This is a genomic window from Streptomyces flaveolus (assembly GCF_014648815.1).
GTDB classification, from domain to species: Bacteria; Actinomycetota; Actinomycetes; order Streptomycetales; family Streptomycetaceae; genus Streptomyces; species Streptomyces flaveolus.
Map to the genome: position 1 here is coordinate 142,174 of NZ_BMRV01000015.1, position 16,396 is coordinate 158,569.

General features: G+C 70.3%; 9 protein-coding genes and 1 tRNA gene. 5 read left to right on the plus strand and 5 right to left on the minus strand.

Going from position 1 to position 16,396, the window contains the following annotated elements:
• Positions 1-290 precede the first annotated feature (290 nt).
• From IEZ05_RS29325 to IEZ05_RS29340, 4 genes are read left to right on the plus strand one after another with little or no spacing between them, the layout of a single operon-like run.
• Positions 291-4,199: a phage resistance protein gene (locus IEZ05_RS29325; protein WP_189233278.1), complete on the plus strand. Its 3,909-nt coding sequence runs from the start codon at positions 291-293 to the stop codon at positions 4,197-4,199.
• Positions 4,196-7,165, plus strand: coding sequence for a BREX-2 system phosphatase PglZ (gene pglZ / locus IEZ05_RS29330; protein WP_189233279.1), 2,970 nt, complete (start codon positions 4,196-4,198; stop codon positions 7,163-7,165). The genes IEZ05_RS29325 and pglZ overlap by 4 nt, the downstream gene beginning before the upstream one ends.
• A complete protein-coding gene (brxD, locus tag IEZ05_RS29335; protein WP_189233280.1) occupies positions 7,162-8,481 on the plus strand; it encodes a BREX system ATP-binding protein BrxD in 1,320 nt (439 codons plus the stop codon). Before pglZ ends, brxD begins: the two co-directional genes overlap by 4 nt.
• Positions 8,482-8,488: 7 nt before the next feature.
• The gene (locus IEZ05_RS29340; RefSeq protein WP_189233281.1) at positions 8,489-10,627 is read left to right on the plus strand and encodes a DEAD/DEAH box helicase; all 2,139 of its coding nucleotides are present in this window, start codon (positions 8,489-8,491) and stop codon (positions 10,625-10,627) included.
• A gap of 26 nt (positions 10,628-10,653) precedes the next feature.
• On the opposite strand, the gene pth is transcribed toward IEZ05_RS29340, so the two are convergent.
• The 5 genes from pth to IEZ05_RS29365 form a co-directional block, all read right to left on the minus strand.
• The gene (gene pth, locus IEZ05_RS29345; protein ID WP_189233282.1) at positions 10,654-11,256 is read right to left on the minus strand and encodes an aminoacyl-tRNA hydrolase; all 603 of its coding nucleotides are present in this window, start codon (positions 11,254-11,256) and stop codon (positions 10,654-10,656) included.
• A gap of 91 nt (positions 11,257-11,347) precedes the next feature.
• Positions 11,348-11,938: a 50S ribosomal protein L25/general stress protein Ctc gene (locus IEZ05_RS29350; protein ID WP_189233283.1), complete on the minus strand. Its 591-nt coding sequence runs from the start codon at positions 11,936-11,938 to the stop codon at positions 11,348-11,350.
• A gap of 201 nt (positions 11,939-12,139) precedes the next feature.
• Positions 12,140-13,114, minus strand: a complete 975-nt coding sequence (locus IEZ05_RS29355; protein ID WP_077799968.1) for a ribose-phosphate diphosphokinase — start codon at positions 13,112-13,114, stop codon at positions 12,140-12,142.
• Between the two features lie 133 nt (positions 13,115-13,247).
• The gene (gene glmU / locus IEZ05_RS29360) at positions 13,248-14,696 is read right to left on the minus strand and encodes a bifunctional UDP-N-acetylglucosamine diphosphorylase/glucosamine-1-phosphate N-acetyltransferase GlmU (protein ID WP_189233284.1); all 1,449 of its coding nucleotides are present in this window, start codon (positions 14,694-14,696) and stop codon (positions 13,248-13,250) included.
• A 122-nt stretch (positions 14,697-14,818) separates the two neighbouring features.
• Positions 14,819-14,894, minus strand: a tRNA-Gln gene (locus IEZ05_RS29365).
• A gap of 173 nt (positions 14,895-15,067) precedes the next feature.
• Here IEZ05_RS29365 and IEZ05_RS29370 point away from each other — a divergent pair.
• On the plus strand, positions 15,068-16,387 hold the full coding sequence (locus IEZ05_RS29370) for a sensor histidine kinase (RefSeq protein ID WP_189233285.1): 1,320 nt from the start codon (positions 15,068-15,070) through the stop codon (positions 16,385-16,387).
• The last annotated feature ends 9 nt before the right edge of the window (positions 16,388-16,396 follow it).

The following is a 16,396-nucleotide window of genomic DNA, read 5'->3' on the forward strand; positions in this document are numbered from 1 at the left end:
GGCCCCGCCAGACCCACCACCCTGCCCGGACCCCGCCCACCCCCGCAAACCCGGCAGATCCGTGCTCCCCGCACGTTACGCTGAGGCGTTCGGGTGACGCGGGCCGGGCGGGTCCGGGGTCCGGTGTGCCGTGCGCAGACCGTGCGGCAGACAAGGACGCCGGTCCAGTGGGCCGGGGCGCGCGGAATCCGAGGCAGGGGGCGGACGGCCCGGCGAGAGCGGCGGCAGCGCCGCTCGGACCGGCGCCCGGACGGCCGAGCGGGCGACAACGGGACCACGAGGAGTACGCGATGGCACACCCCACCCAGCCACTGCTGCGTGAGGTCATCGACATCCCCACCGTCAGTCACGAGAGCTTCGTCCTGAAGCTCACCGAGGCGCTGGGCAGCGACGAGGAGCTTTCGAAGGCGCTGGACGCGTACGTCCTCACCGACAGCCTCGTGGAGCGGTTCGGGGAGGCCCTGTCGCTCATCGAGGCCGGGCTGACCAGCGGCAGCTCGAAGGCCGCCTACCTCCACGGTTCCTTCGGTTCCGGCAAGTCGCACTTCATGGCGGTGCTGGCCGCGCTGCTCGGCATCCAGGAGCGGGCGGCGCTCAGGGTGCGCGGTCTCGAGAAGTTCGCCGGGGCCATGCGCGAGCACGCCTGGCTGCACAGTACGAAGTTCCTACTGCTGCCCTTCCACATGCTCGACGGCAAGTCGCTGGAGCAGAAGGTGCTCGGCGGGTACGTCGAGCACATCCGCCGCCTCCACCCCGACGCCTCGATCCCGCAGGTCTACCGCACGGACGCACTCTTCGAGAACATCCGCAGTCACCGGGAGCGGATGGGCGACGAGGCGTTCATCGACGGACTGCCGGGCGGTGACGCCCAGGACAAGTGGGGCGACTCGGTCTTCTGGACCACCGAGAAGCTGGACACCGCGCTCGCCGCCGAGCAGATGGACGCGAAGATCCTCAACGAGGTGGATCCCCAGTGGCACCAGGAGCCCGTCACCGCCGGCGGGCTGCGCGCCAAGCTGATCTCCGACGCCCTCTCCACCTGGTTCAAGGGGCTTTTCCAGGACGCCGCCGAGGACCGGCAGGCGTTCGTCTCCCTCGACCGTGGCCTCGGCATCATCGCCGCGCACGCGAAGTCCCTCGGGTACGACGCGCTCGTCCTCTTCCTCGACGAGCTGATCCTGTGGCTCGCCAACCACATCCGGGACGAGAAGTTCGTCTCCGAGCAGGCCGCGAAGATCACCAACTTCGTGGAGGGCAGCGACGCCCGCCGGGCCATCCCGGTGGTCTCCTTCATCGCTCGTCAGCGTGATCTGCGGGACCTGGTCGGCGACGAGGCCGTGCTCGGCTCGGCCGAGGTGTCCATCCAGGACACCCTCTCCCTGGCCGACGACCGATTCCGCACGATCCCGCTGCCCGACAGCGACCTGCCGGCGATCGCGCACGCGCGGCTGCTGAAGCCCCGCGAGGACGTGCCCGACGCGCAGGCCCGCATCGACCAGGCCTTCGCGAACATCAAGCGCGTCAAGCCCGACGTGTGGGACGCGCTGCTGGGTGACAGCAAGGACATCACGACCGCGGACGAGGAGGCCTTCCGCCGGGCCTTCCCGTTCTCGCCAGCCTTCATGGACACCCTGGTACGGGTCGCCGAGGCGCTGTCCCGTTCCCGTACCGGCCTGAAGCTCATGGGACAGATGCTGTTCGACCAGCGCGACACCCTCCGTCTGGGCCAGCTCGTCCCCCTCGGCGACCTCTACGAGGTGCTGTACCGGGGCGGCAGCGACCCCTTCACCCAGACCCTGCGGGAGCAGTTCCGGTCCGCGCAGGAGCTGTACAAGAACAAGCTCCAGCCCTACCTGCTGGGCCGGTACGAGCTCACCCTGGACGACACCGAGGCGTACCGGCGCGACCCGGACGGACTCGACCCCGCCGTACGCGGCCGGATGGAGTCGTTCATCGTCGACAACCGGCTCATGGGCACCCTGCTGCTGTCCGCCCTCGTGCCGTCCGTGCCCGCCTTCCAGAACCTCACCGTCAAGCGGCTCACCGCCCTCAACCACGGCATCGTCACCTCCCGGGTGCGCGGCTTCGAGGCCAAGGAGGTCGCGAAGAAGGCCAAGGAGTGGGCCGACGAGTTCGGCGAGATCAAGTACACCGAGGGACCCGACGCGGGGATCTCGCTGGAGCTCGTCGGGGTCGACTACGAGTCGATCGTCACCCGCGCCCAGACCAACAACAACCCGGCCAACCGCCGAGGTCTCCTCAAGCGCATGCTGTGGGAAGAGCTGGGGGTGAGCCAGGGCCAGCTCGACGAGCAGCTCAACCTGTCCTGGCGCGGCTCCCGGCGGTCCGCAGAAATCCTCTTCGGCAACCTCGCCGACGCCAACACCCTGGACGACGACAAGGTCAAGCCGCGCCAGCCGGGCAGCTGGCGGCTCATCGTCGACATGCCCTTCGACGACGTCTACGGCGAGGCCGAGGACCGCGACCGCATCATGCGGCTCAAGAACCTCCCCGACCACGACGAGATCCGCACCATCGGCTGGATTCCCGCGCACTTCACGCACGCCACCTACCTGAAGTTCCAGCGGTTGGTCATCATCGACTACGTCCTCAACGGCCAGCGCTTCGATTCCTACGCCGGACACCTCAGCCCCAACGACCGGGAACGCGCCAAGGACGCCCTGCGCAACCAGCACCGCCGCCTGTCCAGCACCGTACGGAACGCCCTCAAGCAGGCCTACGGCCTCCTGCCGAAGGACCCGGCGGTCGTCGGCGGCTACGACGAGCACATCCTGCCCGTCCCCGACATGCAGGCGATCGTCCTGGAGTACAACCAGTCGCTGTACGACGCGGCGCGGCGCATCATCTCCGGCGCCCTCGCCCACCAGTACCCGGCCCACCCCGACTTCGACCCGCAGGGCGAGCAGCTGTCGGTGCGCACGGCCGACGTCAAGACCGTCTTCGGCTATCTGCGCACCGCCTCCGACGAAGGCACTGACGTCGTCGAGATCCGCCCGAAGGACCGCCCGCTGATGGCCCGCATCGCCGGTCAGAAGGGCCTGAAGCTGGGCACCATGTTCGAGGCACGCTTCCAGCTCGGCCGGCACTGGGAGGAACACTTCGGGCAGAAGGCCGGAACCGCCTACGACGACCAGGACATCCCCGTCCGCACCCTCCTCGAGTGGATCGACGAGCCCCTCCCGTACGGCCTCGACCCGGTCCTCGCCCACCTGGTGCTGTGCGCCTACGCCGAGCGCACCGACCGCGTGTGGACCTACCACGACGGGCCCGTCGAGGTCGCCGACCCCACCGCCCTCAAGACCGTCTACAGCCTGCGGGCCCAGGAACGCCCCACCGAGGAGGCGTGGAACGAGGCCGTCGAACGCGCGGCACTCATCTTCGGCGAAGCCCCGCTGTCGCCGATGCGCCGGGCCCGCATCATCGCCGAGTTCAGCGACCGCGTCCGGGCACGCGCCGCGCAGCTGCGCACCGCGGCCCGGAAGCTCGTCGACGAGCTGGAGACGCACGCCGGCTACCTCGGTCTGGACACCGACGACGACGAGGGCCGCCTCGGCACCGCGCGCCGGGCAGCCGTCCTCGTGGACGACCTCGCCGACGCCGACCGGCACGACCCGCTCGCCGTCGTCACCCTCCTCGCCGGTGCCGACACCGGCGACCGGGCCGGACAGGAGCGGATCGGCAAGTCCCTGTCCAGCGCGCCCGCCGTCATCAGCGCACTGGCCGGCGTGCCCTGGTCCAGCGTCTACGACATGGCCCGCGACGTGCGTGAACCGTACGCAACCGAGACCCGCGCCGTACTCGACTCCCTGCACGGCACCGCACGGGCGGACGAGAACACGGCCGTCCTCGGTACCGCGCTGGAGAAGACGACCAGGGAACTCACCGCGATCCTGCGCCGCGCCAATGCCGCACGGACCCCGCCGCCCGCGCCCCCCGCCACCCCGCAGCCCGGCCCGGCGCCGGTCCCCTCCCCGAACCGGTTCCCCTTGGACGACCACGGCACCCCGGGCCGCAACGGCAACGGCGTGTCCGCCACCGTCCCCGAGCAGCCGTACGGACAGTACGAAGCGGAGGCCGCGGACGCCGTCGACCGGCTGCGGACGGAACTCACCGACGTGGCCGAGGCCCACCCGCACGCCCGTATCCAGGTCACGTGGCAGGTGATCGACCAGCCGTGAGCACGCACAGCACCACCGCTCCGCCGCCCGGGCACGGCACCGGGCGGTCCCGGCCCCGGCCCGCGCACCCCGCCGCGGTCGTCCAGGTCCTGGAGGCCCGCTCCTTCACGGAGGGCGAGCCCCGCATCGTCCTCATCCGCGCCGAGCCGCACTGGAACGGGCCCCGCCTGCTGCCGCTCGGCGGCGGCCGGACCGCGCACATCGCCACCGCCGTCTCACCGCTCGCCGTGCTGGACACGCTCACCGGATGGGAGCGGACCGACACCGGCGAGCGGGACGTGCTCGCCGTCCTCACCGACGTCGAGGAAGCCGACCTCGGCCCCGGCCTCCTCGCCCGGGTCTACCGCAACCGCGTCTACCCCATAGAGTCCTGGGCCGTCGTCCGCCGCCTCTTCGGCGCCGTGGACCTCGACCCCCGCCTGACCGCCGAGAGCTGGGCCGCCGAAGCCCTCATCGACGCCGCCGGCCAGGAGAGCTGGCCCAAGACCCCGGGTACGGTCCTCTCCCGCGACACCGCCCTGTCCCGGCTCGCCGCCGGGCGGCTGTCCACCGCCGCCCACCGGCTCGACCCCGACCGGCTCGACCTGCACGCCCTGATGGCCTGGTCCCTCGCCCCTGGCGCGGTCGAACGTGTCGCCTCGCTGCGTGACCAGGAGCGTCGCGGACTCGCGTCCTGGCTCGCCGACCCCGACCGGGTGGGCCTTCGGGCACACCAGGCGCTCACCGCCCTGTTCGCCCTCTTCGAGGCAGGCAACGGCGCCGACGCGGTGCCCATGGGACTAGTGTGCGCCGCTCTCTGGGGCGAGAAGGCGCCGGCGGGCGTGGACCGTGCCCGTGGCCGCGCGGAACTGAAGTTCGGCGGCCGGCGACTCGACGACGACAGTTTCGCCGCCTTCGGTGCCGAGACCGAGGACTACGTCCGGGTCCTGCTGACCGCCCGCTCCGCGGACGTGACCGAAGACGAGCCGGTGCTTCCGGGTCCCGACCCCCGCGCCCTCATGGCCCGCGCCGACGCCCTCATCCGCGAGATGGGGGCAGAAGACGCGGCCGCCGCCAGCGACCTGCTCGAAACCGGGCAACGGGCGCGCTACGGAGCCGTCGCCCGCGCCCTCACCGCCTGCGTCCCCTCCCGTCCGGACAAGGCGCCGGCCGAGCGGCGTATCCGCGACCTGAAGCGCGCCGTCGACCACCTGGCCGAGCACGAGCTGTCCCGGCTCGCGAGCCACCGCGCGACGATGACCCGGGTCCGCATGGCACAACGGCTCGTGCACTGGCTCGGCCGGCCTCCGGTCACCGCATTCACCACCGCGGCCGAGGCGGTGCAGCAGCACATCACCACCTACGGATGGGTCGACCTCGCCCACGGCTGGATCACCGACGGCGACCACACCCACCCGGAACTGCCCGGCGCTCTCGCCGCACTGAGCACCGCCGTGCGGGCCCGACGGCACACCCTCGACGAGGCGTTCGCCGCCCGCCTCGCCGAGGAGACCCGCAGCGGCGCCGCACCGCGCGACGCCCTCGTCGTGGAGGACTTCGCCCGCCGCGTCCTCGCCCCGGTCGTCAAACCCGCCCGCCCATCGAGCGCCGGAAACCCGCCGCTCCTCCTCGTCGTCCTCGACGGGGCGAGCGCCGCCGTGGCCGCGGCCCTCGCCGAACAACTGCGCACCCGGTCCTGGGCGGAATACGACCCCGTGGCCGACACCGCGGGAGACCGGCGACGGCGCGGCATGCTCGCCGCACTGCCCACGATCACCCGCACCTCCCGCGGCTCCCTCTTCGCCGGCGAACTCACCGAGATCGACCAGCAGGAGGAACGCAGGCGCTTCGCGGCACACCGCTTCTGGGGCGGGGCCGACGTCCGGCTCTTCCACAAGGCGGACCTGCGAGGAGACGCGGGACACGCCCTCGGCAGCGAACTGGCCGAGGCACTCGACGACCCCGACACCCACGTCGCCGTCGTCGTCAACACCATCGACGACCGCCTCGGCGAGGACCGGGCCATGTCCCACTGGCAGCTGAACGAACTCCTCGGCATGGAACAACTGCTGGCCCAGGCCCGCACCACCGGCCGCGCCCTGGTGATCACCGCCGACCACGGACACGTCATCGACCACGGCACCGACAAGGAGAACGTCCCCGACGCCCTCTCCGCACGGCACCGCCGAGGTACCACACCCGCCGGCCGCGGCGAAACCGTCCTCACCGGACGGCGTGTCGTCGCCGAAGGACAACGCATCACCGCCCTGTGGGACACCGGACTGCGCTACGGAAACCGGCAGGCCGGATACCACGGCGGCGTCGCCCTCGCCGAAGCCGCCATCCCCGTATTGGCCTTCGCCCCCTACGGCGCACCCGTACCCAAGGGCTGGCGCGAGCTCGGCCCCCAGCGGCCCTCCTGGTGGTCCCTTAAAGAGGACGCCGTCACCGGCACCGAGGTCCCGGCCACACAGGCTCCGGGCGTCACGCCGCCGGCCAGGCGCACCCCCTCGGCCGCCGAACTGCGGAAGAAGGCGGAAGAACAGCAGGCCGCCGAGCACGAGACCGGCCAGGGAGCGCTGCTGTCCCTCGACGAGGTCAGCACGGCCGAGCCGACCGAGACGGCCGCACCCCCACAGCCCGCCCCCGCCTCGGCAGCCGAACAGCTCACCGAGGCGCTGCGAGCATCCGACATCATGAGCGCCCAGCTCGGCGCACTGCCGCGCCCCGAGGACTTCGACACCGTCGCGAAGGCCGTCCAGGCCCTCGTCGACGCGCACGGAATCCTGCCGGTCACCGTCGTCGCCGAACGCGCCGGGAAACGCGCCACACGCGCCGCGGGTTTCGCCGCCACACTGCAACGCGTACTCAACTACGACCAGGCGGAGGTCCTCACCCTCACCGACAACGGGCGCTCCCTCCGGCTCGACGTACCACTGCTGCGACGGCAGTTCCGCCTCGACACGACAGGCGGAGCACGGACGTGACACTCCAGGGCATCAGTCCCGAACGCCGCCTGCGACTGATCGACGCGTTGCGCCGGGGCGCCGTACCCGAGACCGGGCTCGGAGTCCTCGCGGTCGGCCTCGGCCGGTTCGAAACCGCGGTCGACGCGGAACTCGACGCGGTCGCCACCGGGTCGGCCGTGTTCAAGGCCGTACGGGGCGAATACGGCTCAGGTAAGACCTTCTTCACCCGCTGGCTCGCCGAACGCGCCAAGCAGCGCAACTTCGCCGTCGCCGAAGTGCAGGTCTCCGAGAACGAGACACCCCTGCACAAACTGGAGACGGTCTACCGGCGGCTCACCGAACGCCTCGCCACCAGCACCTTCCCGCCCAGCGCCTTCCGACCGGTCGTCGACGCCTGGTTCTACGCCCTGGAAGAGGACGCCCTCGCCGCCGGCGCCACCGACGACGAACTGCCACAAGCCGTGGACGGCCTCCTCACCGCACGCCTCGCCGAGGTCTCCCGCGTCGCACCGGCGTTCGCAACGGCCCTGCGCGGCTACCGGCGCGCCCAGGAGGCGGGTGACGACGCCACCGCCGACTCCGTTCTCGCATGGCTCGGCGGACAGCCCCACGTCGCCGCGGCGGCCCGCCGAAGCGCAGGCGTCCGCGGCGACCTGGACCACTTCGGAGCCCTCGGCTTCCTCCAGGGCCTGCTGACCGTCCTCAAGGACTCCGGCCACCCCGGGCTGCTCCTCGTCCTCGACGAGGTCGAGACCCTGCAGCGAGTTCGCTCGGACGCCCGGGACAAGGCACTCAACGCACTGCGCCAGCTCATCGACGAGGTGCACTCCGGGCGCTTCCCCGGCCTCTACCTCCTCATCACCGGCACACCCGCCTTCTTCGAAGGACCACAGGGCGTCCAGCGGCTGGCACCGCTCGCACAACGCCTGGCCACCGACTTCACCACCGACGCCCGCTTCGACAACCCGCGCGCCGTACAGCTCAGGCTTCCCGGCTTCACCGTGGAATCCCTGACCGAACTCGGCGGCAGGGTCCGGGACATCTACGCCTCAGGCACCGAACGAGAAGCCGCAGAACGCGTACGCGGAGTCGTCGACGACTCCTACGTGACCGACCTCGCGCGCGCCGTGGCGGGAAGTCTCGGAGGCAAGGTCGGCATCGCACCACGGCTCTTCCTCAAGAAACTCGTGGGCGACGTCCTCGACCGCGTGGAACAGTTCGAGGACTTCGATCCGCGCAAGCACTACGCACTCACGGTCACGGAATCCGAGCTCACCGGCATCGAGAGGAACGCCGCGGCAGGCTCGGCCGACGACGTCGAACTCCCTCTGTGAAGCGCCCGTGAACACCGACGACACCCCGGACGCGGTCGACCGGCTCCACCCCATCGTCCTGCACCACATCGCCAACACCCTCAGCTGGCCCGATCTGCGGCCCCTCCAGAAGGCCGCCGTCCATCCGCTCATGGACGGCACGGACGCGCTGCTCCTCGCCCCCACCGCCGGCGGCAAGACCGAAGCCGCAATCTTCCCGCTGCTGTCGAAAATGGCCCAAGCACGGTGGACGGGAACCTCGATCCTCTACGTCTGTCCCCTCAAGGCACTGCTCAACAACCTGCTGCCTCGCCTGGAGAGCTACACCTCGTGGCTCGGACGCTCAGCGGCTCTCTGGCACGGTGACGTCTCACAGACTCGACGCAAACGCATCCTGTGGGAACGCCCCGACATCCTGCTGACCACGCCGGAATCACTGGAAGCGATGCTGGTCAGCGCCAACGTCGACCACCGTGCCTTCTTCTCGGGACTGCGGACGGTTATTGTGGACGAGATCCACGCCTTCGCAGGCGACGACCGCGGCTGGCACCTTCTCGCCGTGCTGGAGCGCCTGGAACGGGTCGCCGGCCGTCCGGTGCAGCGGATCGGTCTCTCCGCGACCGTGGGCAATCCGCCGCAACTCCTGGCCTGGCTGCAAGGATCCGGCGCCGGGGAACGACCCGCGCACGTGGTTTCCGCCGGCGGCCCCGCGCCGACGGCCGACACCCCGCCGCCCGGAGACATCCAGCTCGACTACGTGGGCTCCCTGGAGAACGCTGCCACTGTCATCGCCGCACTCCACCGGGGAGAGAAACGGCTGGTCTTCTGCGAGACCCGGCGGCACGTCGAGAAGCTCGGCGAGTGCCTGCGAGCCAAGGGCGTGACCACGTTCCTCTCGCACGCCTCCCTCGCGGCCGACGAGCGCCGACGTGCCGAGGCGGCGTTCAGCGAGGCGCGCGACTGCGTCATCGTTTCCACCAGCACCCTCGAACTCGGCATCGACGTGGGCGACCTCGACCGCGTCATCCAAATCGACGCTCCGCCCACCGTGGCGTCCTTCCTTCAACGCCTGGGCCGAACCGGCAGACGGCCCGGATCCTCGCGCAACTGCCTCTTCCTCACCCTCGAGGAGGACGGCCTGCTCGCCGCCGCGGCCCTGCTCCTTCAGTGGTCACGCGGCTGGGTCGAACCGGTGGAGGCCCCACCTGAGCCCCGGCACATCGTCGCCCAGCAGGTGCTCGCCCTCTGCCTGCAGGAGAACACCGTCGGGGAACACCTCTGGCAGGAATGGTGGGGCGGGCTGGGCCCCTTCGGACCCCAGGCCGAACCGATCGTGAAACACCTGATCAACGAGGGCTACCTCGAACGGGACAGCGGCATGCTGTTCATCGGCCCCGAAGCAGAGCAGCGCTTCGGCTACCGCCACTTTATGGACCTGACGGCGGTGTTTACTGCCGCGCCGGAGTTCACCGTTCTCTTCGGCCGCAAGGAGATCGGATCGACCGACCCGGCCCTGCTGACCGAGAGAGTGGCCGGACCACGACGGCTCCTGCTGGCAGGCCGCAGCTGGCAGGTCACCTACATCGACTGGTCCAGACGCCGCTGCTTCGTCGAACCTGTGGAAAGCGGAGGCAAGGCACGGTGGGCCGGAGCAGGCTTCGCCCGGGGAGCCTCGTACGAACTCACACGCGGCGTACGCGAGGTCCTGCTGGGCACCGATCCGCCCGTGACACTGACACGGCGCGCACTCGATGCCATGGCCGCTGCCCGTGAACGTGCGGTGGAGCATGTGCACCCGGGCGGAACTGTCGTCGTTCGTGGCGGTCGCGACACCGGCGTGCGCTGGTGGACCTGGGCAGGGCAACGGGCGAACGCCACACTCGCGGCCACTCTTAGCGAGATCGCCGACCCTCTCCAATACCCCACGGACGCCTGCATCCGCCTCCGTGAGGACCTGACCGCCACCGAATGGCAGCAGGCGAGGGGCCGGGCGGCAGAGCAGCTCAGCCTGCCCTACGTGGATCCGCGTGCACTGAGGGGCCTGAAATTCAGCGCTGCCCTGCCGGAACGCCTCGCCACTGCCACGCTGGCCGCTCGCCTGGCGAATCTGGAGAAGGCCACCTCGGTCCTCAGAGAACCGGCACGGTTCTCGGCGATGGCCCACTGATTCACTGGCCTGTGAAGACGGCTACCTCACGAGTTGTACGTGCTCTGCGCCCGCTCCAGACCCTCGATCACCAGAGCCTCCACCGCGTCCGCCGCGCGGTCCACGAAGTAGTCCAGCTCCTTGCGCTCCGCCGACGAGAAGTCCTTCAGCACGAAATCCGCCACCGGCATCCGGCCCGGCGGCCGGCCGATGCCGAACCGCACCCGGTGATAGTCCGCACCCAGCGACTTCGTGATCGACTTCAGCCCGTTGTGCCCGTTGTCCCCGCCACCCAGCTTCAACCGCAGCACGCCGTAGTCGATGTCCAGCTCGTCGTGGACCGCCACGATGTTGCCCACCGGCACCTTGTAGAAGTCCCGCAACACCGTCACCGGACCGCCCGACACGTTCATGAACGACATCGGCTTCGCCAGGATCACCCGCCGGTTCGCCGGCCCCACGGGACCGATCCGGCCCTCCACCACCTGTGCCTGCGCCTTGCCGTGCCGCTTGAACCGCGCCCCGATCCGCTCCGCCAGCAGATCCACCACCATGAAACCGACGTTGTGCCGGTTCGCGGCGTACTCGGGGCCCGGATTGCCGAGACCGGCCACCAGCCAGGGCGCACTCGCGTCCGTCGTCACGTCCATGTCTCCTTGTCCGCCGTCCGTCCACACATACACGTCGGCCGCTGCCCCGCACGGGAACAGCGGCCGACCACACGATGACCGTGCGAGAGGATCAGGCCTCGGCGGCCTCTTCGCCCTCACCCTCGGCGGCGGGCTCCTCGGCCTGCGCGGCCAGGACCTGCAGGACGACCGTGTCCCCGTCGACGGCCAGCTTGGTGCCGGACGGGAGCGGGATGTCCTTCGCGAGGATGGAGGCGCCGGCCTCCAGGCCCTCGACGGAGACGGTGACCGACTCGGGGATGTGCGTGGCCTCGGCCTCGACCGGCAGCGCGTTCAGGACGTGCTCCAGCAGGTTGCCGCCCGGGGCCAGTTCGCCCTCGGTCTGCACGAAGATCTCGACGCTGACCGTCTCGCCGCGCTGCACCAGCTGCAGGTCGACGTGCTCCAGGAAGCCCTTGATCGGGTCACGCTGGACCGACTTCGGGATCGCCAGCTCGTTCGTCTTGCCGTCGATGTCCAGCGCGATCAGCACGTTCGGCGTACGCAGCGCCAGCAGCAGCTCGTGGCCCGGAAGCGTCAGGTGGATCGGGTCGGAACCGTGACCGTACAGAACACCCGGAACCTTGTTGTCACGGCGGATACGACGCGCGGCACCCTTGCCGAACTCGCTGCGCGTCTCGGCGGTGAGCTTCACCTCGGACATGATTACTCCTCGTAGAGCTAGGAACGGACGTGGTCACCCGGCCACGAACGGCCTGCTACGAAGAGCGCGTCGATAACGGACAGCCACACCCGCGAACACGAGTACGGCCTCCCTCGCCGAGCAACTTCAGCAGTCTACTCGGAGAGGAAGGCCGTACCCAAAACGATCTCGGGAACCCCCGGGGGGATCCCAGAGGAACCCTTACTGCTCGTCGAACAGGCTCGTCACGGAGCCGTCCTCGAACACCTCACGCACCGCACGCGCGATCGTCGGCGCGATCGACAGCACCGTGATCTTGTCCAGCTCCAGCTCGCTCGGCGTCGGCAGCGTGTTCGTGAACACGAACTCGCTCACCTTCGAGTTCTTCAGCCGGTCCGCCGCCGGACCCGACAGCACACCGTGCGTCGCCGTCACGATGACGTCCTCCGCACCGTGCGCGAACAGCGCGTCCGCCGCCGCGCAGATCGTGCCGCCGGTGTCGATCATGTCGTCGACCAGGACACAGATCCGGCCCTTCACATCACCGACGACCTCGTGCACCGTGACCTGGTTCGCCACGTCCTTGTCACGACGCTTGTGCACGATCGCCAGCGGCGCGCCCAGACGGTCGCACCAGCGGTCCGCCACCCGCACCCGGCCCGCGTCCGGAGACACCACCGTCAGCTTCGAACGGTCCACCTTCGCGCCCACGTAGTCCGCGAGCAGCGGCAGCGCGAACAGGTGGTCCACCGGACCGTCGAAGAAGCCCTGGATCTGGTCCGTGTGCAGGTCCACCGCCAGGATCCGGTCCGCACCCGCGGTCTTCATCAGGTCCGCGATCAGACGCGCCGAGATCGGTTCACGTCCCCGGTGCTTCTTGTCCTGCCGCGCGTAACCGTAGAACGGCACGATGACCGTGATGGAGCGGGCCGACGCACGCTTCAACGCGTCGATCATGATCAGCTGCTCCATGACCCACTTGTTGATCGGAGCCGTGTGGCTCTGGATCAGAAAGCAGTCCGCACCACGCGCCGACTCCTGATAACGGACGTAGATCTCACCGTTCGCGAAGTCGAAGGCCTTCGTCGGGACGACCCCGACACCCAGCTCGTGGGCGATCTCCTCGGCAAGCTCGGGGTGGGCGCGGCCGGAGAAGAACATCATCTTCTTCACGCCGGTCGTCTTGATCCCGGTCACAGCACTTTCTCCTCAGAGGTTTCGCAGCTGAGCCTCTTCAGGCTCGTCCGGCTGGGTGCCGGAGGCGTCTCAGCTGGTGGGGTGCGGATGTGCACTTATCACGGTACGCCGTGTTCGACGCGCCGGTTTCCGGTCAGCCTTCGCCACCGGTCTCCCGGGACACCGCCTCGGCCGCCTTCGCCGCCGCGCTCCCCGGACGCTTACGAGCCACCCAACCCTCGATATTCCGCTGCTGGCCACGGGCCACGGCCAGCGAACCGGGCGGCACATCCTTCGTGATCACCGAGCCGGCGGCGGTGTAGGCACCGTCCCCGACCGTGACAGGAGCCACAAACATGTTGTCCGAACCCGTCTTGCAGTGAGAGCCCACGGTCGTGTGGTGCTTGCTCTCCCCGTCGTAGTTCACGAACACGCTCGCCGCACCGATGTTGGTGTACTCACCGATCGTCGCGTCACCCACGTAGGACAGGTGCGGGACCTTCGTCCCCTCGCCGATCGAGGAGTTCTTCGTCTCGACGTACGTGCCGATCTTCGCCTTGAGCCCGAGCCGGGTACCCGGACGCAGATACGCGTACGGGCCCACGGTCGCCTCCGGACCGATGTCGGCGCCCTGGGACACGGTGTTGTCCACCCGCGCGCCCGCGCCGACCCTGGTGTCCGTGAGGCGGGAGTTCGGACCGACCTCCGCACCCTCGGCGAGATGCGTGGTGCCGTGCAGCTGCGTACCCGGGTGGACGACGACGTCCTGCTCGAAGGTCACCGTCACGTCGACCCACGTGGTCGCCGGGTCGACGACCGTCACGCCGGCCAGCATGGCGCGCGTCAGCAGCCGGTCGTTGAGGATCCGGCGGGCCTCGGCGAGCTGCACGCGGTTGTTGATCCCCGCGATCTCCCGGTGGTCCCCGGCCACGGAGGCACCGACGCGGTGCCCGGCCTCGCGCAGGATGCCGAGGACGTCGGTGAGGTACTCCTCACCCTGGCTGTTGTCCGTCCGCACCTTCCCCAGCGCGTCCGCGAGCAGCTGCCCGTCGAAGGCGAAGACACCCGAGTTGATCTCGCGGATCGCCCGCTGCGACTCGGAGGCGTCCTTGTGCTCCACGATCGCGGTGACGGCACCGGAGGCCCCGTCCCGCACGATCCGGCCGTACCCCGTCGCGTCCGGCACCTCGGCCGTCAGCACGGTGACCGCGTTGCCGTCGGCGGAGTGGGTGGCGGCGAGGGCCTGCAGCGTCTCGCCGGTCAGCAGCGGAGTGTCACCGCAGACGACCACGACCGTGCCGTCCACGGCACCGCCGAGGGCCTCCAGTCCCATCCGGACGGCGTGCCCGGTGCCGTTCTGCTGCTCCTGCACGGCGGTACGCACGTCGGGGGCGACCTCGGTGAGGTGCGCGGTGACCTTCTCACGGGCGTGACCCACGACGACCACCAGGTTCTCGGGCTCCAACTCACCGGCGGCGGCGAGCACGTGGCCGACGAGGGAACGTCCGCACAGCTCGTGCAGGACCTTGGGTGTGGCCGACTTCATACGGGTGCCCTCACCCGCTGCGAGAACGACGACGGCTGCCGGGCGAATGGCGCTCACGGGATGCCCTTCGGCTTTGAGGGGGTGGGGGTGGACATCCGCAGGATACCGGGGCGGTTTGCGGCGGACATGAGTGCGGGCCCCGACAGGGTGGTCAGGGCCCGCTCGGCGTTCTCGCGCAGTGGCTCCCCCGCAAGGATTCGAACCTTGTCCTGCTGGTACCAAAAACCAGTGTGCTGCCAGTTACACCACGGGGGACGGCGCCTCAGACCTTACCGGAGACGCGCTCGCGCGTAACTCACGATGCCCGTGCCGCGATACACGCCCCCGGTACGGGACGCCGAGCACCTCGCCGGGTCGAGGGATATCGCGTCGTATCGCTTGGCGAAAGTCGCCGGAAACGGGGCGGGGGGCGCCCGTAGGCTGGAGGCATGACCACGACGGGGGAAGACCACGTACCGGCCCGGGGTGGGCCTTGGTGGTGGGACAGGCGACGCGGCGCGGTGCTCGATGTGAGCCTCGGTGTCGTGTCCGCGCTGGAGTGCGCGGCGGAGGGGATTCCGTTCGCGAGGGATGCCGGGATTCCGTGGGCGGCGGGGGTCGTCTTCGGGTTGCTGGCCGGTTCGGTGCTGGTGGTGCGGCGGAAGTGGCCCATCGCGGTGGTGCTGGTGGCGATCGCCATCACGCCGGCGCAGATGGGCTTCCTGATGGGCGTCGTCGGCCTGTACACGCTGGCCGCGTCCGAGCTGCCGCGGCGGATCATCGGGTCGCTGGCCGGGATGTCGCTGCTCGGCACGTTGATCGTCACGTTCGTGCGGGTGCGCCAGGACATGGCGTCCGAGGACCTGGACATCGGCGACTGGTTCATCCCGTTCGCGGCGATCGCCACGTCCTTGGGGGTGACCGCTCCGCCGGTGCTGCTGGGCCTGTACGTGGGGGCGCGGCGGCGCTTGATGGAGAGCCTGCGGGAGCGTGCGGACAGCCTGGAGCGGGAGCTGCAGCTGCTCGCGGAGCGGGCGGAGGAGCGCGCGGAGTGGGCGCGGGGCGAGGAGCGGACGCGGATCGCGCGGGAGATGCACGACGTGGTCGCGCACCGGGTGAGTCTGATGGTCGTGCATGCCGCCGCGCTGCAGGCCGTCGCGCGCAAGGACCCGGAGAAGGCGGTGAAGAACGCCGCGCTGGTGGGGGACATGGGGCGGCAGGCGCTGACGGAGTTGCGGGAGATGCTCGGGGTGTTGCGCGCCGGTGCGGACGGCGGGCGTGCCGCGCGGGCGGCGGTGCCGTTGGCGGCGGTGGGGGTGGCCGCGGCGGCGGCTGCGTCGCGGGCCGCGGAGGACGGTGAGCGTCCTGCGGAGGGTCCGTGTCTGTCGGATCTGGAGGAGCTGATCGGGCAGTCGACGGCGGCGGGGATGGTCGTGGCGTTGTCGGTGGAGGGGGAGGAGCGGTCGTACGCGCCGGAGGTGGAGTCGACGGCGTTCCGGGTGGTGCAGGAGGCGCTGACGAACGTCCACAAGCACGCGGCGGGTGCGAAGACGTACGTGCGGCTCGCGCATCGGGTGTCGGAGATCGCGATGCAGGTGGAGAACGAGCCGCCGCCGGAGGCGTCGTCGGCGTCGTCGGCCCGGTTGCCGTCGGGGGGCAACGGGCTGGTGGGGATGAAGGAGCGGGTGTCCGCCCTGGGGGGTGTGTTCGTGTCGGGGCCGACGGACGCGGGGGGGTTCCGGGTGTCGGCGGTGATCCCGGCGTCGTAGCCGCGGGGC